The sequence below is a fragment of the Mycobacterium sp. NGS26 genome, from assembly GCF_059813025.1.
Map to the genome: position 1 here is coordinate 1041119 of NZ_JCALDU010000002.1, position 21992 is coordinate 1063110.

A 21992-nucleotide genomic window follows, 5' to 3' on the forward strand; every position below is an offset into this window, starting at 1 on the left:
CGGGGCCGTTGCTGACGTTGCGCGTTACGGGTGTGCGGAGAGCTCCCGCGTCCTACGCTGTGCGGGACCTCAGGAGGGTATTCAACGATGCAACCGAACCCGCTCGACCCCGTCGCCAGCGAACGCCTGTCGCACGCCGGAAGTGTGTTCACTTCCGACCTGTCGATCAATGAATTCGCGCTGCTGCACGGGGCGGGATTCGAACCGATCGAGCTCGTGATGGGTGTCTCCGTCTATCACGTCGGCTACCAGTTCACCGGCATCAGGCAGCAGTCGGAGTTGCCCGTCCTCACCGACGCGACGTACCGCGCGCGCTGGAATGCGATGTCGCGGATGCAGGCCGAGGCCGATTCGCTGGGCGCCGACGGCGTGGTCGGTGTCCGCCTCGAATGGCGTCATCAAGGGGAGGGCGAACACCTCGAGTTCATCGCGGTGGGTACGGCCGTGCGCTTCACGGCCAAGCCCGGGGCGTTTCGCCGCGCCAACGGTCAAGCATTCACCAGCCACCTGTCCGGGCAGGATCTGACCACGCTGCTGCGGTCCGGGTATACGCCGGTCGCTTTCGTGATGGGCAACTGCGTGTTCCACATCGCCGTGCAGGGATTCCTGCGAACTCTCAGTCAGGTGGGCCGCAACGCGGAGATGCCGCAGTGGACGCAGGGCAGTTATCAAGCTCGTGAACTGGCGATGTCACGCATGCAGAGCGAGGCCGAGCGAGACGGCGGCAGCGGTGTCGTCGGCGTGCATTTCGCCATCTCGAATTACGCCTGGGGGCATCACACCGTGGAGTTCTATGTTGCGGGAACCGCCGTGCGCCGCAACGGCGAAGCGCAAACCATCACGCCGTCGTTCGTTCTGCCGATGAGTGAATGATGGGTGAATGATGACAGGCTTCGACCACGAGCGGGTCAGCCGTGCCATCGGAGCGGCTCTGGCCGGTCCCGGGGGAGTGGGGCTGGTGGTCAGGGTGTTCTGCGGCGTTCCGGGAGTGATCCTGACCCCGGCGCGGCGGGGCGTTTTCCGGTCGCAGCCGGAGCGGATCCAGATCGGCGACTGGCGGTATGAGCTCACCGCCGACGGCCGGCTCAGCGCGGCCCACGTGGTGAACGGCATCGTGCTTGCCGAGGAGGTTCTTGCCGCCGGCGCCGTCGGTCCGCACATCGCCCGCGCGCTCGGGCAGGTGGCGGGCAGCTACGGCCCGACGATACTTCCCAACATCGATGCGGCCCTCGAGGTGCTCGAGGCGGCGCCGCGCTTCTGATGGCGGGCCGGAATCACCAAGCAACACAACACATTCGGCCGCTCCGGTACGTCGGCACCTAAGGCTGGTCATGACGGCGCCGCCACCTCGTGGGCGAGAGGGCGGTCCGCAGCAGGCCGCGCAGTGTGTAAACCGCGGCCACCACCGACAGCAGGATCAGCAGGATGAACATCGGCAGCCAATTGGCCCGGCTGTGGTCGACGTCCCACCAGATGACCATGAACAACAGCACGCAGAGCAACAGCACGACGTCGCGCCAATTGCCGTGGTAGGACATCGCGGCCCGGCGCAGCCTACGGCCCCGGTCGGCGGCCTCCACCAGGTCGTCGATGCGTGCATCGATCGTCCGCTGCAGCTCGGCGCGCCGCTGCGCGGCTTCCGGCGGGAGTCGATCGAGCAGGTCCATGTCCTGCTTGATCAGCCCTCGATAGTCCGGTCCCCTGAATTGCCCGGCCGCAATGGCCAGCATGGCGCCGCCGAAAACCGGCGCACTGTTCAGCGCGATTTGTCCCAGACCGGTCACGTCAACTCCTTCTCGGTTCGACGTCGGCTTGGATAAACGTAACCCCGGCTACGGTTCGGGTGATCGCTGCCCGGAAGGGTCCTAGGGTTGTGGGCGTGACCTGGGAGGACCGGCGCCGCTGGGACGAGCGGCACACCAGTCAGGGCCCGGCACCCGCCGGCGCGGTCGAGGCGCCCGCGGTGTTCGCCGGCCACGCCCACGAGTTCCCCACCGAGGGACGGGCCCTCGACGTGGCGTGCGGCCAGGCGGGCGGTGCGGTTTGGCTTGCCCGGCGCGGCTTGCACGTTTGGGGAGTGGACGTCTCCGCCGTGGCGATCGACCAGGCGCGGGATCTGGCCGAGCGCAACGGCGTCGCCGACCGCTGCCGGTTCGACGTGGTCGACCTCGACGAGGGTCTGCCCGACGGGCCGCCCGTCGACGTCATCCTGTGCCACAAGTTCCGGGACCGCCGCCTGGACCGGGCGATGATGGGGCGGCTCGCGCCGGGCGGGTTACTCGCGATCGCGGTGCTCAGTGAGGTCGGGGCCGCCCCCGGTCCGTTCCGCGCGGCGGCCGGCGAGCTGCCCGCCGCCTTCGCCGGCCTGGACGTGATCGCCGCCGGCGAAGGGGAGGGCTGCGCCTGGCTGCTGGCGCGGGCCTGAGGTTCAGGCCTCCAGCCTGGCCCGGACGATCGCCATTCGCGCTTCGAGCTCCGCTTCGTCGATGACGCCGCGGGCCAGGAGCGAGTGCGCCAGCGCGACCAGCCGGTTCTCCGGGTACGGCAGCTCCGAATAGACGGTGGCCGACAGCATGTCCTCTTCCTTGCGTCGGTCGACGAAGCTGAGTATCTCTGGGCCGCAGGCGCTTTGATCGAGCGCATCGCATATGCCGTCGAGGCTCGTCTTCCACGGCGGCACGGGGTTGTCGACGCCGTACTTGGCCGCCATGCGGCTCCAGACCTGGTTGCGCTCAACGATTTTGGCCAACGGCGAAATCCCGGTGCTCATCGGTGCTCCACGGGATGGATGGCCGGGCGGGTCGCGGTGATCGCGTTCGTCGTCACCCCGACCTTGGGCAACGCGACGCCGATCAGGCAGTCGCGGGTGACGATTTCCGCGAGCTGGTCCTCCGTCCAGCCGTCGGTGCCGTCGGGACGGACGGGCATGACCATGAAGCGATGCTTCTGGTTGGAATCCTCCACCCGGATCTCGACCTCTTCCGGAAGGTACAGCCCGAACTCGGCGAGCACCTCCCGCGGCCAGCGCACGATGCGGCGGCGGAAGTTGGGTGTCCGGTACCACTCGGGCGAATTGCCGAGAATGGGACGCGGGTAGCAGGAGCACAACGTGCAGACGATGACGTGGTGCAGGGTGGGCGTGTCCTCGAGCACGTGGAAGGCCGTGAAATCACTCGGCGTCCCGAAACCCGTCGGCTGCAGCCAGTCGACCCCGACTTCCTTGCTGGCGGCCATCGGGTCGGCGAGGGCCAGCTTCTTGAACTCGGGATCAAGCCATGCCCGGGCGACCAGGTGTGCCGCCGGGGTGGGGCCGATCTGCTCGGCGAATTCGGTGAAGCGGCGATGGTCCTCCGCGGTGAAAATTCCCTTCTCGATGCATAATTCGCGAAGGGCGATCTCGAGAACTTCGAAGTCGGTGATGTCGTCCACCATCGGGGCGGCGGTGCGGTCGTGGTCATCGTGGTCGTGGTCGGTCATGCCGGGTTCCGTTCTGGCGGTGCCGCTTCCAGCCACCGCTCGGGGATCTCGGTCTGCACCGTGTCGTTGTCCGGCCCGGTGTAGCCGTGCCACAGCTCGGCGAGGTTGAACCGAACGATGTAGAACCACTCGGGCTTTTGGTCGGGCCCGTCGAAGGTTTCGTCCTCGGCGACGGGGCTCTCGTACGACACGACGGCGATCTCGCCCGTGGCGCCGCGGACGTACTCCTGGGTGCGGGTGTAGAACAGGACGGGAAGTTCCCGAACGACAACCTTGTCGCCGACGCGGAACTTCGGTTCGCCCGCCTGTCCGGCATATACCTGCGGGTCGCCCTTGCCCACCGCGTGCTCGTGGTGCCGGTTGCGGTTGACCTTGGCGGGATCGCCCTCGAACTTCGGCTTGGCCTCCAGGCGCTTGCCCCGCAGGCCGCCGGCATAGCGCGCCCTGACCTCGGCCATGCGTTCGGCCAGCTCGGTCAGCCCGATGTGGTGCTTCTCGGCGAGGACGCGCGCGACGGCCAGCAGCCACCTTCCGTAATAGGGCAGCCCGAGATAGATAGTGCGGCCCAGGTCGACGTTGCCCATCCGGCGTCGTTCCTCGGACAGCCAGATTCCGCGCCAGCCGAGCACCTCGCACATGACGTAGGTGTTCTCTTCCCACGCCTCGTATTGCTTGTTTTCCCACGGGATGGGCGCGTCCGGCTCGCCGCCGACGTCATGCGGGGTCTTGGTGTAGGCCGTGAATCGCTCGTGGTCGATCAGATCGGGCGGGGGCGCGTCGGGAAGTTCCGGGTACGAGGATTTGAGGCGGGCAACCAGGTCCAGATGGGCCACCCGCTCCCGCGGAGTCGTCATCGGCGCTCCATTCGTCGTCGGTCGCGTGGGATATAGCTCACTCCTAGCGGCGAGATCGCGCAACCACTAAGGAGATTCCGCGGTCCGGTAGTGTCACGAACATGGAGCGGCGCGAGCTCGAAGCGGTCATCTACGAACGCGAACCGCCGATTGCGCGGATCATTCTGAATCGGCCTGAGAAGGCCAACACCAAGGATGCGGTCCTGGTCACCGAAGTCGACAGTTGCCTGCACGAGGCGGACCGCGACAAGGGGATCAAGGTCGTCATCCTCAAGGCAAACGGGAAGGGCTTCTGCGGCGGCCACGTGGCCCGCTGGGGTCCGGAGGAAAACCCGTACCCGGATTTCGGGGACACGTTCGAGGACCTGTACAAGGGAACCGCCGACCTGTTCCTGTGGCCGACGCTGTATTTGTGGGAGTTCCCCAAGCCGACGATCTCGCAGATTCACGGGTATTGCATGGGCGGCGGTATCTACCTCGGGCTGCTGACCGATTTCTGCGTGGCGTCCGACGACGCTTATTTCCAGATGCCCCTTGCCCAAAGCCTCGGGGAGCCCGGCGGTCACACCATGATCGAGCCGTGGCTGATGATGAACTGGCACCGGACCATGGACTGGCTGTTGCTGGCGCCGACCCTGTCGGCGCAGCAGGCCCTCGACTGGGGGCTGCTCAACAGGGTGGTGCCGCGCGAAGACCTCGAAGACACCGTCGAGGAGATGGCGCGCAGGATCGCCCAGATCCCGTTGACCACGCTGATGGCGGTGAAGAGCAACGTCAAGCGGGCCTGGGAGCTGATGGGTATGCGGGTGCACCTCCAGGTCAGCCACATCCTGACCAACATGGTCGGCGCCGCGTCCGATGTTCAGGCGCGGCGGGCCGAGCTGATGCAGTCGGGCATGAAGCCGCGCGAATTCGTCGACCGGGCCGAGGGTGAGCAGACGTAAAAGCCCCCAATTTCGGCACGAAATAGGGGCTTTTACGTCTGCTCGCGGTTACTGGCGACCTTTCTCGCCGGCGATCTTGCGGCCCGCGGCGTGCCGCGCGGCGACGTAGCCGAACACCATCGAGTTGGCGATGCTGGCCCCGGCGCCCGGGTAGGTTCGGCCCATCACCGTCGCGGTGGTGTTGCCGGTGGCGTACAGCCCGTCGATCACGCAGTCGTCCTCGTCGAGTACCTGGGCGTGCTCGTTGGTGATCACGCCCCCGCAGGTGCCGACGTCGGCCGGCAAGACCCGGGTCGCGTAGTACGGCGCCCGGTCGAGCGGGCCCACGGCGGCGTTCGGCCGATACCCGGGGTCGCCGAGACAGTCGTTGTAGGCCGACTGCCCGCGGCCGAAGTCGGGGTCGAGCCCCTTGGCGGCGAACCGGTTGAACCGCTCGACGGTGCGCGCCAGTTCGTCGGCGGGAAGGTCGATCTGGCGCGCGAGGTCGCCGATGGTGTCGGCCCGCTTGACCGCGCCGCTCTCGATCAGCCCCGGCGGCAGGTGCTGATTGCGCTTGAACGGGTTGGCGCTGGTGACGTACCGGCGCACGTAGCCGTCGTCGAAAATCATCCAGCAGGGCACGGCCTTGTTGGCGTACATCGCCTTGCCGACCTCGACGTAGGAGTTGGACTCGTTGCAGAACCGGCGGCCCGTCGAGTCGACGTAGATGGCCCCGGGCCGCTGTCGTCCCGAACCGAGCGACGCCGCGGCGGCGCCGCCGTTGGCGATGAAAACCGAAGGCAGCCACCATGCCTCGTCGAGCAGATCGGTTTTCGCGCCCAGCCGCATCGCGGTCTGCAGCACCTCGCCGGTGTCTCCGGCGTTGGCGATCGACCACTGCCCCTCGTTGGGCTGGTCACCGCTGTATCGGCGCCGCATCTCCTTGTTGTGGCCGAAGCCGCCCGCGGCCAGCAGCACACCCCTGCGCGCCTCGATGTTCAGCGTCTCGCCGTCGCGGCGGACGCGCGCGCCGACCACCCGACCGTCCTCGACGACGAGGTCTTCCATCGCCGTGTTCGTCCACAGGGGTGGCCGGCCGTCACCCAGCTCGATCAGCGCCTTCAGCATCTGCCCGATCAAAGATGCGCCGTTGGTGAGGATCTGACGCCGGCGCGCCCGCGCCGCCGCGGTGCGCAGGAACACCTTTGTCGCGACCGCGAACGCGCGCGGTGAGCGGTTGAAATACTGAACCGAGCGCAGCTCGTTGGTCAGCACCACGTACCCGTAATTCTTGGCCAGCGGCGGCTGCACCTTGTCGCGCCAGCTCCCCAGCTCGGCGGCGTCGAACGGAATCCCCTCGACCGCCCGGCCGGCCTCGTTGCCGCCCTTGTGATTTGGGTAGTAGTCGCTCCAACCCGCGCACCGGATCAGCCGAACACCCTTGCGGACAAGGAAGTTGATCATCTCGTAGCCGGCGGTGAGAAAGACCTCGCGGCGCGCGGGGGTCGACGCCGCGCCGACGTCACCCACCACGTCGGCCAGGTAGGCCAGACCGTCCTCGTGGGTGTCGGTGATCCCGTCGGCCCGCATCAGCGGGTTGTTCGGCAGCCACACGATGCCGCCCGAAAGCCCGGTCGAACCGCCGACGAGGGCCTGCTTCTCGACGATCAGCGGCTCGAGCCCGCAGTCGAGCGCGGCCAGCCCGGCCACCATGCCGCCACCGCCGCTGCCCGCGATCAGCAGGTCGACGGAGCGGTCCCACCGGGTCATCGCAGCGCCCCGTCGGAGCCGAACCCCAGGTCGGCGACCGGCACGTCGATGGTGGTGTTGGTCCTCCGGATCGCGGGAACCAGCGACTCGTACGGCAGGCCCGCGAGGAAGCCGTCGACGACGCGTTCGAAGTTCGAGATCAGGCCCTCGATCCGGTCCGATAGCCGCATGTATTCGAATCCCCTTGAGCGCAGCCCCTTTTGCTGCCGCGGCAGGTTGGAGAAGTCCTGGGCGGGGATGGGCGGCCAGCGCGGATCGTCGGGCGCCATCGGCTCGGGGGGTGTGGGCTTGCCCGCGGAGCGGTCGCCGGGGAAGCGGGTCAGTGACCAGATCTCGAACAGCGTCTCCTCGGGCCCCAGCGGGCGGATCCGGTACGACGACGCGCTGCTGTAGGTGGGCAGGATGAAGTGGTGCGGGAAGCAGAAGCCGATCGCGTCGGTGATGCCGCGGCGGACCAGCTTGTTGAGGTCGGGCATGTCGCTGCCCCGGGCCCGGTGCCAGGCGACGACGGCGTCGTTGAGCGCGGCGCGCCAGGCGGTCATCGCCTCGGCCGGATCGGACGGCAGCGCGATGTTCTGCAGGCCCTCGGCGATGCGGACGTCGTTCTCGTGGGTCATGCCGCCCATGCCGTCGCCCAGGGTGCGCATGAAGTACAGGCTGCTGGCCACCACCGGATGCACCGCCTCGGACGGGCTGCCGGTCTGCGCCGACGGCAGCAGCTGCGGGTGGGTCTGCGGGACGTGGTAGCCCTCCATGAACGCCGCCGTCGCCAGCTTCCAATTCACCGGCAGCCGACAGGATTGCCACCACTCGACGCGCAGCGATTCCACCTTCCAGGCGTCATAGGTCGACGCGAACGGCTCCGTGCAGCCGCGCAGCGGGGGCGCGTTGTCGTCGAGGTTGATCCAGGCGCACCCGCCCCAGAGCTCGCACCGGACCGGGACGAGCTGCAGGTCGTCGGGGCGCAGGTTCTCCTCGGCGAACTCCTCGGGCCGCAACACGAAGGTGTTGCGGCCGTCGATGCCCCAGCACCAGCCGTGGAAGGGACAGACGAACGTGCGCCGATTCCCGTTGCCCTCCACCAGCTTTACCCCGCGATGGCGGCACGCGTTGTGGTAGGCGCGGACGGTCTGGGCGTCGACTCGCACCACGATGATCGACTCGTCGAGGATCTCGTACTCCACGAAATCGCCGGGCTTGGGGATCTCCTCGAGCCGGCAGGCCATCTGCCACACCCGCGGCCAGAACATCTCCTTCTCCAGCGCGTAGAACTCCGGGTCGTAGTAGCGCTGCTTGGGAATCCGGTCGGCGGTCTTGACCGCCCACGGCACCGGCAGCGGCGTCCAGTGCACGTCCATACTCATGGCCATTCCTCGTTCATAGGATTCGTGATACCCGCCCCTGCCAGTAGCGTTCGCGGATGCGCCGCTTGTAGAGCTTTCCGTTCGGGTCGCGGGGCAACTCCGGCTCGAAATCGACTGTGCGCGGGCACTTGTAGCCTGCCAGGTGCGCCCGGCAGTATTCGATGAGCTCGGCCTCGAGATCGGGACCCGGTGTGACGCCCTCGACGGGTTGCACGACGGCCTTGACCTCCTCGCCGAACTCGTCGTTGGGGACGCCGAACACCGCCGCGTCCACCAGCTTGGGATGCATGATCAGCACGTTCTCCGCCTCCTGCGGGTAAATGTTCACCCCGCCGGAGACGATCATGAACGTCGATCGGTCGGTCAGATACATGTAGCCGTCCTCGTCGACGTAACCCACGTCGCCCAGCGAGCGCCACCCGCGGTCGTTGCACACCGACGCGGTCTTGGCGGGATCCTTGAAGTACTCGAAATCGGGGCCACCCTCGAAGTAAAGCTCGCCGGGCTCCCCGATCGGAAGCTCCCGCCCGTCCTCGTCGAGGACGTGCACCGGGCTCATGGGTATGCCCACCGAGCCGGGGTGGGCCAGCCACTCCTCGGGCCCGATCGTGGTACCGGCGAATCCCTCTGTGCCGCCGTAGTATTCGTGGATGATGGGCCCGAACCACTTCATCATTCGGTGCTTGACGTCGACCGGGCAGGGCGCGGCGGCGTGAATGACGCACCGCAGACTCGAGACGTCGTATTTTTCCCGGACGGCCCGGGGCAGCTTGAGCATCCGCACGAACATCGTCGGCACGAACTGGGCGTGGGTGACGCCGTGGGTCTCGATCAGCCGCAGCACGGTCTCGGCGTCGAACTTGGGCATGACGATCGACGCGGCGCCCACCCGATTGACCGCCATGGTGTAGTTCACCCCGGCGGCGTGATAGAGCGGCGCGGGGGACAGGTATACGCTCGACGGGCTCATCCCGTACTTGTGGATGAGCGCCAGCTCCAGCACCGACTGGGCCCATGAGCCGTTGCCGTCGGTCGGAAGCGGCCGGCGAACGGCCTTGGGCCGCCCCGTCGTTCCCGACGAGTACAGCATTTCCGAACCGTCCGACGACGGCGGCGGATCGCCCGCCGCGGCCAGCGCGGCCTCGTAGGCCCGCCAGCCGGGCAGGTCACCCCCGACACAGACGTGCACGGCGGCGTTGACGTCGCGGACGTGGGCCGCCAGGTCGGCCATCGACGCGTCCACGAACACCGCCTTCGCGTCGGAGTCGTCGACGACGTAGGCGACTTCGTCGGGGGTGAAGTGGGTGTTGACCGGGGTGTAGTAGAGCCCGGAAAGCTGGCAGCCCCAGGTGATTTCGAAGAACTCGGACCGGTTCGGCAGGACCAGGGCCACCCCGTCGCCGCGGCGCAGTCCGGCGCCGTGCAGCGCCGCGGCGACCCGCAGGCTGCGGGCGTGCAGCTCGCCGAACGAGACCGTGCCGCCGCCGGACATGATCAGGGCCGGTGCGTGGGGGTCGGTGCTCGCGTGATCGGCGATGTTCACCGGCGGACCTAAGTTGCTGGGGCGCCGTCGGTCTGGGCGGCCGCCGCGGCCTGGCGCCGGGCCTGCTCGGACGGCAGCACCTTGTCCTTGAACACCTGCTGGATCAGCTCCTGCACGTCCTTGCTGATCGACGCCAGCGCGACGAGGTCGTTGGAGCTTTGCCAGTGCACCCGCATGCCCATCAGCTCCCAGGCCCGCTTGAGATTCGCCTTGGTCGCCAGCAGCGTCGTCATTGGCGCCTGGGCGATGTGGCGGGCGATGGCCTCGACGCGGTCGTTGAGTTGCTCGCGGGGCACCACCTCGTTGACCAGGCCGACCTCCAGCGCCTTCTTGGCGTCGATGACCTCGGCGAGGTACAGGTAGTACGCCGCGCGCCGCCAGTTCATGAACACCCACGGCTCGATCGAGCATTCGCCCGAGGGCATGCCGAAGCCCTGCAGCGGCGGGTAGGAGAAGTAGGCGTCCTCGGAGGCGATGACGATGTCGGTGGTCAGGCCGTAGTGCGTGCCGCCCCCGACGCAGTAGCCGTGCACCGCGGCGATCGTCGGCTTGGAGAACTCCCACAGGTTCAGGATCGGCTTGACGAACAGGTCGGTCTGCGGCTTCCACGGTGTGCCCATGACCTTTGCTCCCGCAACGAATTCCGGGTAGTCGACCGAGTTGTTGCCGATGGCGTGTCCGGAGCAGAAGCCCTTGCCGTTGGCCTTGAGGATCAGCACCTTGATGTCGTAGTCGCGGTCCGCGTCCAGCAGGGCGGCGTCGACCTCCTCGGCCAGCTTCTGGTCCTGGGCGTTGGCCTTCTCGGGCCAGTTCAGTGTGACCCGAGCGATGGGGCCTTCCTTTTCGTAGATGATTCTCTCGCGGGTCTCGTTGAGATCCATTGTCTGCCCTTACCTTTCGCTTTCTGATCGCTCTCTGATTATGGGGTGATGACGCCGATCTCGGCGCCGATGTCGTAGGTGGTTCCGATCTGGCCCGTCCACTGCACGATGCCCGACGCCCCGGCTTCGATCTCCTGTTCCACCTTTTCCGTGGCGATCACGTAGAGCGGGGTTCCCTCTTCGACGCGCTCACCGGCGTCGACCAGGAAGTCGGTGAGCTCGGCCTCCGAGACGGCCACCGACACCCGCGGGATGCGAATGATGAAGTCAGCCACGGGCTTCCGCTCTGTCGAGGGTTCGCTGCGCGGCCGCGACGATCCGGGCCGGCGACGGGTACACCTGCGCCTCGAGCGCGGTCGCGGCCGGGTTGGGGACGAACCTGGCGCCGACCCGCTCGACGGGCGCGGCCAGCTCGCCGAACAGCTCCGATTGCAGTATCGCGGCGACTTCCGCTCCGGGCCCGGCGAATTGCACCGCGTCGTGGACGATCACCGCCCGGCGGGTGCGGCGCACGGATTCGACGATGGTCTCGACATCCAGCGGGACCAGGGTGCGCAGATCGACGACCTCCGCGTTCACGCCCTGCTCGGCCAGCGTGGCCGCCGCCGCCAGCGCGTCGTGCACGGCGCGTCCGTAGCCGATCAGGCTCACGTCGGAGCCTGGCCGCTTGATGTCGGCCCGGCCGAGCGGAATCGAGAACCCGGGGTCGAGAGGGACGGGCCCCTTCTTGCTCTGCAGGCGGATCGTCTCGACGAACAGGCAGGGGTCCTCGTCGAAGATCGCCGAGGTCAGCAGGCCCTTGCCGTCGCGCGGGGTGGACGGCACGATCACCTTCATCCCGGGGATGTGCATGAACCACGCCTCCAGGCTCTGCGAGTGCGTGGCGCCGGTGGCCAGCCCCGCGTACACCTGGGTGCGGATGGTGATCGGTGCGCATGTGCGCCCGGCGGTCATGAAGCGCAGCTTGGCGGCGTTGTTGATCAGCTGGTCGGCGGCGATCCCGATGAAGTCCATGATCATGATCTCGGCTACCGGCAGCAGCCCGTCGATGGCCGCGCCGATCGCCGCGCCGACGATCGCGGCCTCCGAGATCGGGGTGTCCAGCACCCGGTCGTGGCCGTACTTCGTGGACAGCCCCGCGGTCGGGCCGGACGCGCCGGGATCGGCAATGTCCTCGCCCAGCAGGAAGACTCGGTCGTCGGCCCGCAGCGCCTCGTCGAGCGCGAGGTTCAGCGCCTCGCGCATGGTCATCTCTTTGTCTTGCGCAGTCATACCGGGAACCTGATCGGCGTCGCGTACACGTCACGGTCGAGTTCGTCGATCGACGGGGGGTCGGCACCCATGACGGCCTGCAGCGCGGATTCGACTGTCCGCGAGGCCTCCTCGTCGATGCGGTCGAGCTCCTCCTCGCCGCAGACACCGGTTTCGGCGAGGTGGGCGCGGAACCGCGGCACCGGGTCGGCGTCCAAAGCCGCGGCCAGCTGCTCCTTGGGGATGTAGGGCATCCGATCACCGAAATAGTGGCCGCGGAAGCGGAACGTCACGCACTCGATGAAGGTCGGGCCGGCGCCGTCGCGGGCCCGCCGCAGCGCATCGTCGAGCGCGGACTTCACCGCGAGCGGGTCGTTGCCGTCGACCCGGACGCCGGGCATGCCGTAGCCGGCCGCCCGGTCGGCGACGCGCTCGAGCTTCATCGTGTCCGACGTCGGCGTCATCTCGGCGTAGAGGTTGTTCTGGCACACGAACACCAGCGGCAGGTCCCACAACGCGGCCATGTTCGCCGCCTCGTGGAACGAGCCGGTGTTGGTGGCGCCGTCGCCGAAGCTGACCACCGTGACCCGGTCGATGCCCTTGCGCCTGGCGGCCATCGCCAGCCCGACGGCCACCGGCGGACCGGCGCCGACGATCCCGGTCGAGAGCATCACGCCCCTGTCGGGATTGGCGATGTGCATGGTGCCGCCCTTGCCGCGGCCGGCGCCGACGGTGCGCCCCATCATCTCGCCGTAGATCTCCTCGAGCGGAACCCCCTTGCCGATCAGGTCGTGCAGGCCCCGGTAGGTGGTCACCAGCTGGTCGTCGGGCCGCAGCGCGACGCCCATCGCCGCGGCGATCGCCTCCTGGCCGCGCGAGGGCCAGTACACGCACATGAACTCGCCGGTGCCGATGCCCTTGGACAGCCGATCGTCGGCGGCCTTCATCAGCACCATGAGCGCGTAGATGTCGCGCTGAACGTCGGGGGACACGGCGTCGGTCATCGCGGAGTTCCGTTGCGGTGCGGTCCGATTGGTGCCACTGCCGTCACGCACCCGACCAGGGCTTGACCTTGAGGAAACCTCCGCCGTCCACCCGCAACTGCTGGCCGGTGATGTAGCGGGCCGCGTCGGAGGCGAGGAACACCACCGCCTCGCTGATGTCCTCGGGTTCGACGTAGGGGATGGGCATCGCCTGCACCACCGGGAAGACCGGTTCGGCGTCCTCGCGCTTCGGGTCCTTCAGGTCGGGCCGGAACGCCCGGTACATCGGGGCGCTGTGCAGCATGTCGGTGTTGACGTTCGTCGGGTGCACGGCATTCATCCGAATGGAGAACTTGGCCAGTGCCAAGGCGAAGTCGTTGACGTAGTGTGCGGCAGCCAGTTTCGCGAAGGCGTACCCGGCCCCGCCGGGGCCGCCGTCGATTCCGCTGGTGTTCATCGACGACATGAACGCCGCGTTGGAACCGATCACGATGATCGACGCCCCGGCTTGCAGGTGTTTGAGGCTCGCGTGCACCAGGTTCAGCACGCCGAGCAGGTCGACGTCCACCGCGTCGGCGAACGCCTGGGGTGGTAGGCCCGCGGTGAGCGGGCAGATGCCGGCGTTGGCGACCACGACGTCGAGATGCCCGAACTCCGCGACGCCGTCGTCGATCGCCTTGGCCAGCGCCACCCGGTCGCGGACGTCGGCGATCGCGGTGAGCGCGCGCTGCCCCTCCTTCTCGACCAGCCGCGCCGTCTCTTCCAGATCCTCCGGCCGCGCCAAGGGGTATTCGTTGGTCTCGATGTCCGCGCACAGGTCCACCGCGATGATGTCGGCGCCCTCGGCGGCCAGCATCCGCGCGTGCGACCGCCCCTGACCGCGCGCGGCGCCGCTGATGACGGCGACCTTGCCGGCTACCCTTCCCATCGCCCGCCCCTCGTTCGCGCGTCCATGCCAGCGGCTGTGTCAACGACCCCCGTTGGGGCCCAACGTCGTTCGAATCGGACCAACGGTCGGCTCCATCGCATCTCCGCCACGAAAACTGCCCGTGGCTGCGGCCGGGCTATCAATATCCCTTAGAGTAGCTAGAATACTTAAAATAGCAAGAAATGGTCGCGGCAGGGGGTCGACGATGTCAGGGGTCCGCGGTGTCCTCCAAGGTGTCCGGGTCGTCGAGCTGGCGTCGTGGACATACGTGCCGTCGGCCGGCGCCGCCCTCGCGGACTGGGGCGCCGACGTGATCAAGGTGGAAGGCGTCGCCTCCGGGGATCCGGGACGGGCGCTGGTGGTCGGCGGCTTCACCCGCGAAGCCGCGCGCCCGGACGCCGACTTCATCCTCGAGCTGGGCAACCGCGGCAAGCGCAGCATCGCCATCGACATCAAGTCCGAAACGGGGCGGGAGTTGTTCGGCCGGCTGTTGGCCAGTGCGGATGTGTTTCTGACCAATTGGCTGCCGGGGGCGCTGGAACGGGTCCGGCTCACCGTCGAGGACATCCGCGCGTTCAACCCGAAGATCATCATCGCGCGGGGCACCGGGCTCGGGGTGCGCGGCCCGGACCGGGATCGCGGCGGTTTCGACGCCGCCACCTACCTGGCGCGCGGCGGGGTGGCGTACACGCTGACCCCGTTCGGGTCCGAGACGCCCGCCGTCCAGGGGCCGGGATTCGGGGACCTGCAGGGCGGAGCGACCCTGGCCGGCGGTGTGTGCGCCGCGCTGTTCCACCGGGAGCGGACCGGCGAGCCGACGATCGTCGACTCGTCGCTGCTGGCCCAGGCGATGTGGGCCATCGCGCCCTCGATCTGCGCGGCCGATTTCTTCGACATCGACGGCATTCCGGGCGCGCCGCCCGGGCTGGCCATCAATCCGCTCGTGAACCGGTACAAGACCAAGGACGGCAGGTGGATTCAGCTGGTCTTCCTGCAACCCGACAAGTTCTGGGCCGGCTTCTGCGAGCGCATCGGCCTGCCGGAGCTGGCGACCGACGAGCGGTTTGTGCCGTCGAGCAACCTGATCGCCAACGCCGCAACGGCGACCGAGATCGTGGCCAACGCCTTCGCCGCCCACGACCTTGCGCACTGGCAGAAGGTGCTCGAGGACGAGCCGGGGGTGTGGGGCGCGCTGGCCACCCCGCGGGAGACGCTCAACGACCCGCAAGTGGAACCCAACGGGTACGTGATCACCAACGTCGACGACCACGGCGAGAAATACCGGATCGTCGCGGCGCCCGTCCAGTTCGGCGAGACCCCGCCGCGCCCCGCGCGGGCGCCCGAGCACGGCCAGCACACCGAGGAGATCCTGCTCGAGCTGGACGTCGACTGGGACGACATCGCCAGGGCGAAGGACCTGCGGGCCATCCTCTGACGGTCGGCCGGTCGCCGAATCTCAGCGGCCCGCGCCGGCGCGGCGGGCGGCGATCTTCGCGCGCACCGCGTTCATGTCGAGCGATTTCACCTGGCTGATCAGGTTGTCCAGCACGGCCGGGGCCATCGCGCCGGCCTGGCTGTAGACCAGCACGCCGTCGCGAAACGCCATGACGGTCGGCACGGAGCGAATCCCCAGCGCGGCCGCCAGCCCGGGCTCGGCCTGGGTGTCCACCTTGCCGTGCACGACGTCGGGGTGCGCCTGCGCCGAACGGTCGTAGACCGGCGCGAACGCCTGGCAGGGCCGGCAATACCCGGCCCAAAAGTCAACCAGCACAATGGGATTCTCCGTGATGGTCGACTCGAACGTCTCTTGCGTCAGGTTGGTCGTCGTCACCTTGGTTCCTTAGCTGTTCGGGCCCACTCGGGGCCGGTACGGACCTGTACAGGTGACAACTGATACCCATGGGGGTATATTCCATGGCAGTGGTACAACGATACGGAGGATCCAGTGACGGCTGATCAAGACAGCATCGCGGCGGTGCTGAACCGGCTGCGCCGCGCCCAGGGACAGCTTGCCGGGGTGATCTCGATGATCGAGCAGGGCCGCGACTGCAAGGACGTCGTCACCCAGCTCGCCGCGGTTTCGCGCGCCCTCGACCGGGCCGGTTTCAAGATCGTGGCGACCGGGTTGAGGGAATGCCTCACGGGTGTCACGGCCGACGGCGGGCCACCCATGAGCGAGGCCGAGCTGGAGAAGCTGTTCCTCGCGCTCGCCTGAGGCCGGGGGACACGACGAGAACACGACCAGAAAGGGAAAACCACGATGGACATCGCAATCGCGACGCCGCTGCACACCTCGTTCGAAGACGCGGTCGCGCGGACCCGGGAGGCACTCGCGGAGCAGGGTTTTGGCGTGTTGACCGAAATCGACGTGAAGGCCACGCTGAAGGCCAAAATCGGCCAGGAGATGGAGGACTATCTGATCCTCGGCGCCTGCAACCCGCCGCTGGCGCATCGCGCGCTGGAGGCGAACCGGCAGATCGGCCTGCTGCTGCCGTGCAACGTCGTCGTGCGGACCGACCCCGACCACGACGGCACGGTGCTGGTCGAGGCGATGAACCCCGAGCTGATGGTGGAGGTCAGCGGCGAGCCGAAGCTGCGCCCCGTCGCCGAGGAGGTCACCGGCAGGCTGCAAGCGGCGATCGACTCGCTGAAGCACAGCGAGACCGCGAGCGCCAGAAAGTAGCCCCGGGGGATCATGTCGGAACAGCAGCATCATCATGAGGTCCTCGACGACCTCCTGCCCCAGCATCGCGCCCTGCGCAAGCGGATCCCCGACGTTTACCAGGGGTTTGCCGCCCTCAGCGGCGCCGCCCTGGCCGACGGAGCGCTCAGCCGCAAGGTCAAGGAGCTGATGGCGATGGCGATTGGGGTCGTGCAGGGCTGCGACGGCTGCATCGCGTCGCACGCCCAGGCGGCCGCGCGGGCCGGCGCCACGGCGGAGGAGGCCGCCGAGGCGATCGGTGTCACCATCCTGATGCATGGGGGACCCGCCACGATTTACGGCGCCCGGGCCTACACCGCATTCCGCGAATTCGCGGACGCCGCGCCGTCGTAGCCCGTCGGTCCCCGGCGCGGGCGACGAATGACACCATTCGTGGGGACCAAAGTCATTGGCTGCCAATAAGCTACTGACCTTTGCCCCGACTGGTCGTAGGTTTGTGCGTGGAGCACACCATGACTGCATTCATGCGCAACAGCGACGCCTTCACCTGGGCGATGGAAGACGATCCACGGCTGCGGTCGACCGTCGTCAGCGTCGTGGTGCTGGATCGATCGCCCGAGTGGGGTTGGGTGCGCGACCGCTTCGACCGGATCAGCCGCAAGCTGCCCGTGTTTCGGCAGCGGGTGGTGCCGTCCCCGCCGCCGGCCCCGCCCCGGTGGGAATACGACCCGGACTTCGACCTGGACTACCACATCCGGCGCGCCGCCGCTCCGGCGTCGGGGAACTTCGACGACGTCCTCGAGGTGGCCCGACTGGCCCAGATGCAGGACTTCGACCGGGCGCGGCCGCTCTGGGAGACGACGTTCATCGATGGGCTCGAGAACGGCGCCGCGGCGATGGTCTGCAAGTTCCACCATGCGCTCACCGACGGAATCGGCGGCGTCCAAATAGCGATGAACCTCTTCCACCCCTCCGAGGATCTCCACGAGCGCGAGCCCCTGCCGCCGGCGCCGGAGGCATCCAGGCCCGCGCTGCTCGGCGGCTACCGCGACAGCTGGCGATACGACGCCCGGTTACTCGGTGGCGCCGTGACCGCGGCGGCCAGGTTGGCCCCGCGACTGGTGCACGACAGCGTTCGGCGGCCCGCCGCGACGATCCGGTCGGCCGCGGCCACCGGGGCGTCGATTTATCGCACGGTGCGGCCGATACGCCGGGCCGGGTCCCCGTTGATAACGGACCGCGGCCTGATCCGGCGCCTCGGGGTGCACGAAGTGCCGATGCCGCCGTTGCGGGAGGCGGCGCACCGCTGCGGCGGCGCCCTCAACGACGCGTTCGTCGCCGGCGTGGCCGGCGGGTTGCGCCGGTACCACGAAAAGCACGGCGTCGAGGTCGGCGACCTGCACCTCACGATGCCGATCAGCCTGCGGACAAAGTCCGACGAGATGGGCGGAAACCGGATCACGCTGATGCGGTTCGACGTGCCCGTGGGCGAGGCCGACCCGGCGGCGCGGATCAGGGCGATACACGAGCGCACCGCCGCGGTGCGCGACGAGAGATCGCTGCCCTACACACAGGTGATCGCCGGCATTCTGAACCTGATGCCGCGCTGGTACATCGGTTCGGTCCTGCGCCATGTGGATTTTCTGGCCAGCGACGTGCCGGGCGTCCCGGTCCCGGTCTTCCTGGGGGGTGCCCCCGTTCGCGCGCAGTACGCGTTCGGCCCGACGATCGGCTCCGCGGTCAATGTCACGCTGCTCACCTACGTCGACGTGTGCGCCCTGGGCATCAACGTGGACACCGCGGCGATACCCGACTACGACGTCTTCCATGACGCCCTCGTTGCCAGCTTCGACGAATTGCTCTCGCTTGCAGGCTGATTCGAATAATCTTCGAATAATCGTTGACGGGCGCGATCCGGCGCACCGAAATCTCCGGGCGATCTCAACACGATCACAACCGCGTATCGATGCGGGCGACGGTCTGGCACAACGGGTTCGATCCACAAATCATTGCACAGGGCACCTTTTCGGGATCGAATCGCGAGTTGCGGGGACTCGCAGGGATCCTGACCCGCTATGTGAGATAGCGGATTTCGTCAAGGCGTCAACAGGAGGTATCCACAGCATGATGGCGAACTGGGTTCCCGCCCAGACTACGTGCGGCCCGAACTCCGGTCGCATTCTCGACACCGCGAGGGGCATTCTCATCGGACTTCGGCGCTGCCGCTCGGACGTGGCCTTCGACGAATTGCACAGCGCGGCAGTGCGTCACAGGGTGCCGGTGTTCGCGATGGCGTGGGCGCTGGTTCACCTGGCCGGCGACGGCGAGAAGACGGCCAGCTTCACCGATGCGCAGTCCGCGGCCCGCCGCGAGTGGGGACCGCTGTTCGCCGAGTCGTCTGCGGTGAGCTGTTGAGTGGTGACCTGTTGAGTGACGATGAGGAACTTGGCACGGCCGGGGTCCCGGGGGGTGCCGCGGCCGTTGCCAACTCTCATCGACCCGTCGTCGACCAAAGGCCCTCGGAGCACGATGTTTTCCCGCTCCGCCTGCACTGGCCGGCGCGATCGCGAGGCATCAGGCACCACCGAAAAGGTGCGAAAATCTCGTCCGTGATCGACGATCCCGCGGTGGGCTTCTTCCGGTGACGCCCGTCGGCCCCGCGTCACTGCCGGCGGGACGGCACTACTTCCGCGGCGACGAGGGGTATGAAGCGGCTCGCCGCGCCACCGTGTGGAACCAGCGTGTTCCCCCGCGATTCCCGGACGTGATCGTTCAGGCGGTCGACGCCGACGACGTCGTCAACGCCCTGCGGTATGCCAAGGCCAACGGCCTCAAGGTCAACATCCGGTCGGGCGGGCACAGCTGGGCCGCCAACCATCTGCGCGACGGGGCGGTGCTGCTCGACGTGAGCCGCATCGACCACGCGAGGATCGACGCCGAAAGGGGAGTGGCGGTGGTCGGTCCGGGTAAGGGCGGCAGCGTGCTCATGAACGAGCTGGAGGCGCAGAACCTGTTCTTTCCCGCGGGGCACTGCAGGGGCGTCTGCGTCGGGGGCTACCTGCTGCAGGGCGGCTACGGCTGGAACAGCCGCGTCTGGGGCCCGGCGTGCGAGAACGTCGTCGGCCTGGACGTCGTCACCGCGGACGGCGAGCAAATCCACTGTGACGCAGACAATCACGCCGACCTGTACTGGGCAGCACGCGGCGCGGGCCCCGGCTTCTTCGGCGTGGTGACGTCGTTCCACCTGAAGCTCTACCCACGCCCGGCCGCCTGCGGCACCAGCTTCTACATCTACCCGATCGAGCTCGCCGACGAGATCTACACCTGGGCCCGCAACGTCAGCGCCGAGGTGGACCGTCGCGTCGAGATGCAAATCGTCGCGACCAAGAACGTCCCGAACATGAATATCGACAGCCCGGCCATCACGTTCGCGTCCCCGGCATTCGCCGACTCCGAGAGGGAAGCTGAGGAGGCCCTGGCGATCTTCGGCACGGTCCCGGTCGTCGACCGGGCGCTGGTCAAGATTCCTTATATGCCAACCGATATGCCCACCTGGTACGACGCCGTGATGGGCAACTATTTGCCCGACCATCGCTACGCCGCGGACAACATGTGGACGTCGGCCTCCGCCGAAGACCTGCTGCCCGGAATCCACGACATCATCGACACGATCCCCGACCACCCGTCGCACTTCCTGTGGCTGAACTGGGGACCGTCCCCGCCGCGCCCGGACATGGCCTACAGCCTCGAGGACGAGGTCTACCTGGCGCTCTACGGCGGATGGAAGAACGCGGCCGACGACGAGAGGTACGGCGACTGGGCGCGGTCGAACATGGCGGCGATGTCCCACTTGGCCACCGGAATTCAGCTCGCCGACGAGAACCTGGGTCAGCGGCCGGCGCGGTTCGCCACCGACGACGCCATGGTGCGCCTGGACCGGGTGCGGGCCGCCTACGACCCGGATGGCCTGTTCCACAGCTGGATGGGACGACTGTAGATGGCCGGCGAGCTCTACCTCGGCTACCGCGGCGACGACGCCCAGACACCGTTCGGCAAGTTCTTCAAACCCGAGATGGCTGCGCTGCCAAGCCATGTCGTCGACGCGTTACACCATGGCCCGCAGGCCGGGCCGGCGTTGCTGGCTTTCGACGACGCGGCGAGCCTCGCCGACGAGGGTTACCACCGGACCGAGAACGGCTACGGAATGCTCGACGACGGGAGCATGCAGGTCTCCGTGCGCACCGACATGCCCGGAGTAACCCCCGCGATGTGGGTGTGGTGGTTCGGCTGGCATGGCGGCGACACCCGCCGCTACAAGCTGTGGCATCCACGGGCGCACCTGTCCGCCCGCTGGAACGACGGCGGCCGGGGCGGGCAGCGCTACATCGGGCGGGCGTCGATGATCAGGGAGTACATCGGCTCGACCATGGTCAGTGCGGCAATCCAATTCGTCGCGCCGGCCAGCGTCGGTTTGCCCGCCGACAGCGACGATGCCGTGTCGATCTGCGCGCGGCTGGGGTCCGGTGACGCCCCGGTGGACGCCGGCTGGTTCGTCCATCACATCCGGTCGACGGCGGGCGGGGCCGAAATGCGGTCACGGTTTTGGATGGGCGGGCCGCACATCGCGGTGCGCCACGCTCCCGGCCTGGCGTCGCGGGCGGTGCGTCCCCTCGCGTCGCGGGTACTCGGCGGCTCGGAATCCACCGCCCGCAATCTGCTGGTGCACTGCGCGCAGGAGATGAACCACCTGGCGGGTTTCCTGCCCGAGCTGTACGACGCGCTCGGCACCGACGGGCTCAGGTGAAGGCCGGCGCGACGAATCGTTGCACGAGTTGGCGTTCGGTCTCGTCGTCGCCGGCGGGCCAGTACATCAGCGACAGCACAACGCGAACCACCCACAGGGCGGCCTGGGGGTCGCGGTCGGTCAGCCCCGTCAGTTCGGTGGCGAAACGCGCCAACAGCGGCGACCCGGTGAGCCACAGCATCTCGTTGGCCCGCACCGAGCTGACCATCAGCGGATACAGGGGATCGGCCCGGATCAGCCTGAGCGCCACCGTGATTGCGGTGACCACTCGCTCGGGCCCGCTCATCGTGTCGACGATTTGGCGCACCGCTTCGATGATGCGCGACGCCGTGCGGGCGACGACCGCGTCGCGGATGGCGGCCTTTCCGCCGGCGTAGCGGTAGATCGTGGCCCGGGAGCAGTGCACCCGCTTGGCCAGCCGGTCGATGTCGAAGGCATCCGGGCCTTCGCGGGTGATCATGTCGGTGGCGGCGGCATAGATGCGTTCGACGGCGACCTCGCGGCGATCGCCCCCGACCAACCAGTCGTCACCCGGCACTTGACCTCCCGCTC

26 protein-coding genes are annotated in these 21992 nt (G+C 68.1%); 12 read left to right on the forward strand and 14 right to left on the reverse strand.

Translation table 11 applies throughout. The annotated features are described in order from the left end of the window. The first annotated feature begins 87 nt into the window (after positions 1–87). Both AC5Y6X_RS10850 and AC5Y6X_RS10855 read left to right on the forward strand, forming a co-directional pair. Positions 88–873, forward strand: coding sequence for a heavy metal-binding domain-containing protein (locus AC5Y6X_RS10850; RefSeq protein WP_499986418.1), 786 nt, complete (start codon positions 88–90; stop codon positions 871–873). Between the two features lie 10 nt (positions 874–883). Next, positions 884–1261 carry a DUF5073 family protein gene (locus AC5Y6X_RS10855; protein ID WP_499986507.1) on the forward strand — a complete coding sequence of 126 codons (378 nt, stop codon included), beginning with the start codon at positions 884–886 and terminating at the stop codon, positions 1259–1261. A gap of 58 nt (positions 1262–1319) precedes the next feature. On the opposite strand, the gene AC5Y6X_RS10860 is transcribed toward AC5Y6X_RS10855, so the two are convergent. Continuing rightward, entirely contained in the window at positions 1320–1730 is a 411-nt protein-coding gene (locus AC5Y6X_RS10860; RefSeq protein ID WP_499986508.1) for a hypothetical protein, read from the reverse strand. 149 nt (positions 1731–1879) lie between these two features. Here AC5Y6X_RS10860 and AC5Y6X_RS10865 point away from each other — a divergent pair, with 149 nt between their 5' ends. Next, positions 1880–2425: a class I SAM-dependent methyltransferase gene (locus tag AC5Y6X_RS10865; protein ID WP_499986419.1), complete on the forward strand. Its 546-nt coding sequence runs from the start codon at positions 1880–1882 to the stop codon at positions 2423–2425. Between the two features lie 3 nt (positions 2426–2428). On the opposite strand, the gene AC5Y6X_RS10870 is transcribed toward AC5Y6X_RS10865, so the two are convergent. The 3 genes from AC5Y6X_RS10870 to AC5Y6X_RS10880 are packed head-to-tail and all read right to left on the reverse strand — an operon-like array spanning position 2429 to position 4331. Continuing rightward, a complete protein-coding gene (locus AC5Y6X_RS10870; protein ID WP_499986420.1) occupies positions 2429–2770 on the reverse strand; it encodes a thiocyanate hydrolase in 342 nt (113 codons plus the stop codon). Beyond that, positions 2767–3477, reverse strand: a complete 711-nt coding sequence (gene scnC / locus AC5Y6X_RS10875; protein ID WP_499986421.1) for a thiocyanate hydrolase subunit gamma — start codon at positions 3475–3477, stop codon at positions 2767–2769. Before scnC ends, AC5Y6X_RS10870 begins: the two co-directional genes overlap by 4 nt. Continuing rightward, positions 3474–4331: an SH3-like domain-containing protein gene (locus tag AC5Y6X_RS10880; RefSeq protein ID WP_499986422.1), complete on the reverse strand. Its 858-nt coding sequence runs from the start codon at positions 4329–4331 to the stop codon at positions 3474–3476. The genes scnC and AC5Y6X_RS10880 overlap by 4 nt, the downstream gene beginning before the upstream one ends. Before the next feature lie 101 nt (positions 4332–4432). On the opposite strand from AC5Y6X_RS10880, the gene AC5Y6X_RS10885 reads away from it, so the two are divergent. After that, entirely contained in the window at positions 4433–5275 is an 843-nt protein-coding gene (locus tag AC5Y6X_RS10885) for an enoyl-CoA hydratase-related protein (RefSeq protein ID WP_499986423.1), read from the forward strand. Between the two features lie 48 nt (positions 5276–5323). Here AC5Y6X_RS10885 and AC5Y6X_RS10890 read toward each other — a convergent pair whose 3' ends face one another. From AC5Y6X_RS10890 to AC5Y6X_RS10925, 8 genes are read right to left on the reverse strand one after another with little or no spacing between them, the layout of a single operon-like run. Further along, complete coding sequence (locus tag AC5Y6X_RS10890; RefSeq protein WP_499986424.1) at positions 5324–7024, reverse strand: FAD-binding protein; 1701 nt, start codon at positions 7022–7024, stop codon at positions 5324–5326. Continuing rightward, positions 7021–8382 carry an aromatic ring-hydroxylating oxygenase subunit alpha gene (locus AC5Y6X_RS10895; RefSeq protein WP_499986509.1) on the reverse strand — a complete coding sequence of 454 codons (1362 nt, stop codon included), beginning with the start codon at positions 8380–8382 and terminating at the stop codon, positions 7021–7023. Before AC5Y6X_RS10895 ends, AC5Y6X_RS10890 begins: the two co-directional genes overlap by 4 nt. Positions 8383–8401: 19 nt before the next feature. Further along, the gene (locus tag AC5Y6X_RS10900; protein ID WP_499986425.1) at positions 8402–9931 is read right to left on the reverse strand and encodes an acyl-CoA synthetase; all 1530 of its coding nucleotides are present in this window, start codon (positions 9929–9931) and stop codon (positions 8402–8404) included. An 8-nt stretch (positions 9932–9939) separates the two neighbouring features. Continuing rightward, on the reverse strand, positions 9940–10812 hold the full coding sequence (locus AC5Y6X_RS10905) for an enoyl-CoA hydratase/isomerase family protein (protein WP_499986426.1): 873 nt from the start codon (positions 10810–10812) through the stop codon (positions 9940–9942). A 38-nt stretch (positions 10813–10850) separates the two neighbouring features. Beyond that, positions 10851–11087, reverse strand: coding sequence for a lipoyl domain-containing protein (locus AC5Y6X_RS10910; protein WP_499986427.1), 237 nt, complete (start codon positions 11085–11087; stop codon positions 10851–10853). After that, positions 11080–12084 carry an alpha-ketoacid dehydrogenase subunit beta gene (locus tag AC5Y6X_RS10915; protein WP_499986428.1) on the reverse strand — a complete coding sequence of 335 codons (1005 nt, stop codon included), beginning with the start codon at positions 12082–12084 and terminating at the stop codon, positions 11080–11082. The genes AC5Y6X_RS10910 and AC5Y6X_RS10915 overlap by 8 nt, the downstream gene beginning before the upstream one ends. After that, complete coding sequence (locus tag AC5Y6X_RS10920) at positions 12081–13067, reverse strand: thiamine pyrophosphate-dependent dehydrogenase E1 component subunit alpha (RefSeq protein ID WP_499986429.1); 987 nt, start codon at positions 13065–13067, stop codon at positions 12081–12083. Before AC5Y6X_RS10920 ends, AC5Y6X_RS10915 begins: the two co-directional genes overlap by 4 nt. A 43-nt stretch (positions 13068–13110) precedes the next feature. Then, positions 13111–13974, reverse strand: a complete 864-nt coding sequence (locus AC5Y6X_RS10925) for a mycofactocin-coupled SDR family oxidoreductase (RefSeq protein WP_499986430.1) — start codon at positions 13972–13974, stop codon at positions 13111–13113. 205 nt (positions 13975–14179) lie between these two features. On the opposite strand from AC5Y6X_RS10925, the gene AC5Y6X_RS10930 reads away from it, so the two are divergent. Next, positions 14180–15409, forward strand: a complete 1230-nt coding sequence (locus tag AC5Y6X_RS10930; RefSeq protein WP_499986431.1) for a CaiB/BaiF CoA transferase family protein — start codon at positions 14180–14182, stop codon at positions 15407–15409. A 21-nt stretch (positions 15410–15430) separates the two neighbouring features. On the opposite strand, the gene AC5Y6X_RS10935 is transcribed toward AC5Y6X_RS10930, so the two are convergent. Continuing rightward, positions 15431–15805: a thioredoxin family protein gene (locus AC5Y6X_RS10935; protein ID WP_499986432.1), complete on the reverse strand. Its 375-nt coding sequence runs from the start codon at positions 15803–15805 to the stop codon at positions 15431–15433. A 114-nt stretch (positions 15806–15919) separates the two neighbouring features. On the opposite strand from AC5Y6X_RS10935, the gene AC5Y6X_RS10940 reads away from it, so the two are divergent. The 7 genes from AC5Y6X_RS10940 to AC5Y6X_RS10970 all read left to right on the forward strand — a co-directional run bounded on the left by AC5Y6X_RS10940 (position 15920) and on the right by AC5Y6X_RS10970 (position 21440). Next, on the forward strand, positions 15920–16189 hold the full coding sequence (locus AC5Y6X_RS10940; RefSeq protein WP_324677469.1) for a metal-sensitive transcriptional regulator: 270 nt from the start codon (positions 15920–15922) through the stop codon (positions 16187–16189). Positions 16190–16234: 45 nt separating this feature from the next. Beyond that, positions 16235–16657 (forward strand): DUF302 domain-containing protein, encoded by a 423-nt coding sequence (locus AC5Y6X_RS10945; RefSeq protein ID WP_324677467.1) that lies wholly within the window; start codon positions 16235–16237, stop codon positions 16655–16657. Positions 16658–16669: 12 nt separating this feature from the next. Next, positions 16670–17029, forward strand: coding sequence for a carboxymuconolactone decarboxylase family protein (locus AC5Y6X_RS10950; protein WP_499986433.1), 360 nt, complete (start codon positions 16670–16672; stop codon positions 17027–17029). A 119-nt stretch (positions 17030–17148) separates the two neighbouring features. Further along, a complete protein-coding gene (locus AC5Y6X_RS10955) occupies positions 17149–18513 on the forward strand; it encodes a wax ester/triacylglycerol synthase domain-containing protein (protein ID WP_499986434.1) in 1365 nt (454 codons plus the stop codon). Positions 18514–18760: 247 nt separating this feature from the next. Then, complete coding sequence (locus tag AC5Y6X_RS10960; protein ID WP_499986435.1) at positions 18761–19051, forward strand: ANTAR domain-containing protein; 291 nt, start codon at positions 18761–18763, stop codon at positions 19049–19051. 226 nt (positions 19052–19277) lie between these two features. Next, positions 19278–20633, forward strand: a complete 1356-nt coding sequence (locus AC5Y6X_RS10965; protein ID WP_499986436.1) for an FAD-binding oxidoreductase — start codon at positions 19278–19280, stop codon at positions 20631–20633. Further along, positions 20634–21440, forward strand: a complete 807-nt coding sequence (locus AC5Y6X_RS10970) for a DAPG hydrolase family protein (protein WP_499986437.1) — start codon at positions 20634–20636, stop codon at positions 21438–21440. On the opposite strand, the gene AC5Y6X_RS10975 is transcribed toward AC5Y6X_RS10970, so the two are convergent. After that, positions 21433–21978 (reverse strand): TetR/AcrR family transcriptional regulator, encoded by a 546-nt coding sequence (locus AC5Y6X_RS10975; RefSeq protein WP_499986438.1) that lies wholly within the window; start codon positions 21976–21978, stop codon positions 21433–21435. The genes AC5Y6X_RS10970 and AC5Y6X_RS10975 overlap by 8 nt on opposite strands. Positions 21979–21992 lie beyond the last annotated feature (14 nt).

Bases quoted from the DNA above. Each gene is read 5' to 3' on its own strand.
- AC5Y6X_RS10850 (WP_499986418.1), top strand. From the start codon at position 88: ATGCAACCGAACCCGCTCGACCCCGTCGCCAGCGAACGCCTGTCGCAC.
- AC5Y6X_RS10870 (WP_499986420.1), bottom strand. From the start codon at position 2,770: ATGAGCACCGGGATTTCGCCGTTGGCCAAAATCGTTGAGCGCAACCAG.
- AC5Y6X_RS10905 (WP_499986426.1), bottom strand. From the start codon at position 10,812: ATGGATCTCAACGAGACCCGCGAGAGAATCATCTACGAAAAGGAAGGC.
- AC5Y6X_RS10950 (WP_499986433.1), top strand. From the start codon at position 16,670: ATGTCGGAACAGCAGCATCATCATGAGGTCCTCGACGACCTCCTGCCC.
- AC5Y6X_RS10890 (WP_499986424.1), bottom strand. From the start codon at position 7,024: ATGACCCGGTGGGACCGCTCCGTCGACCTGCTGATCGCGGGCAGCGGC.
- AC5Y6X_RS10925 (WP_499986430.1), bottom strand. From the start codon at position 13,974: ATGGGAAGGGTAGCCGGCAAGGTCGCCGTCATCAGCGGCGCCGCGCGC.
- AC5Y6X_RS10970 (WP_499986437.1), top strand. From the start codon at position 20,634: ATGGCCGGCGAGCTCTACCTCGGCTACCGCGGCGACGACGCCCAGACA.
- AC5Y6X_RS10960 (WP_499986435.1), top strand. From the start codon at position 18,761: ATGATGGCGAACTGGGTTCCCGCCCAGACTACGTGCGGCCCGAACTCC.
- AC5Y6X_RS10880 (WP_499986422.1), bottom strand. From the start codon at position 4,331: ATGACGACTCCGCGGGAGCGGGTGGCCCATCTGGACCTGGTTGCCCGC.
- AC5Y6X_RS10915 (WP_499986428.1), bottom strand. From the start codon at position 12,084: ATGACTGCGCAAGACAAAGAGATGACCATGCGCGAGGCGCTGAACCTC.
- AC5Y6X_RS10885 (WP_499986423.1), top strand. From the start codon at position 4,433: ATGGAGCGGCGCGAGCTCGAAGCGGTCATCTACGAACGCGAACCGCCG.
- scnC (WP_499986421.1), bottom strand. From the start codon at position 3,477: ATGACCGACCACGACCACGATGACCACGACCGCACCGCCGCCCCGATG.
- AC5Y6X_RS10930 (WP_499986431.1), top strand. From the start codon at position 14,180: ATGTCAGGGGTCCGCGGTGTCCTCCAAGGTGTCCGGGTCGTCGAGCTG.
- AC5Y6X_RS10895 (WP_499986509.1), bottom strand. From the start codon at position 8,382: ATGGACGTGCACTGGACGCCGCTGCCGGTGCCGTGGGCGGTCAAGACC.
- AC5Y6X_RS10945 (WP_324677467.1), top strand. From the start codon at position 16,235: ATGGACATCGCAATCGCGACGCCGCTGCACACCTCGTTCGAAGACGCG.
- AC5Y6X_RS10860 (WP_499986508.1), bottom strand. From the start codon at position 1,730: ATGCTGGCCATTGCGGCCGGGCAATTCAGGGGACCGGACTATCGAGGG.
- AC5Y6X_RS10920 (WP_499986429.1), bottom strand. From the start codon at position 13,067: ATGACCGACGCCGTGTCCCCCGACGTTCAGCGCGACATCTACGCGCTC.
- AC5Y6X_RS10855 (WP_499986507.1), top strand. From the start codon at position 884: ATGACAGGCTTCGACCACGAGCGGGTCAGCCGTGCCATCGGAGCGGCT.
- AC5Y6X_RS10955 (WP_499986434.1), top strand. From the start codon at position 17,149: ATGACTGCATTCATGCGCAACAGCGACGCCTTCACCTGGGCGATGGAA.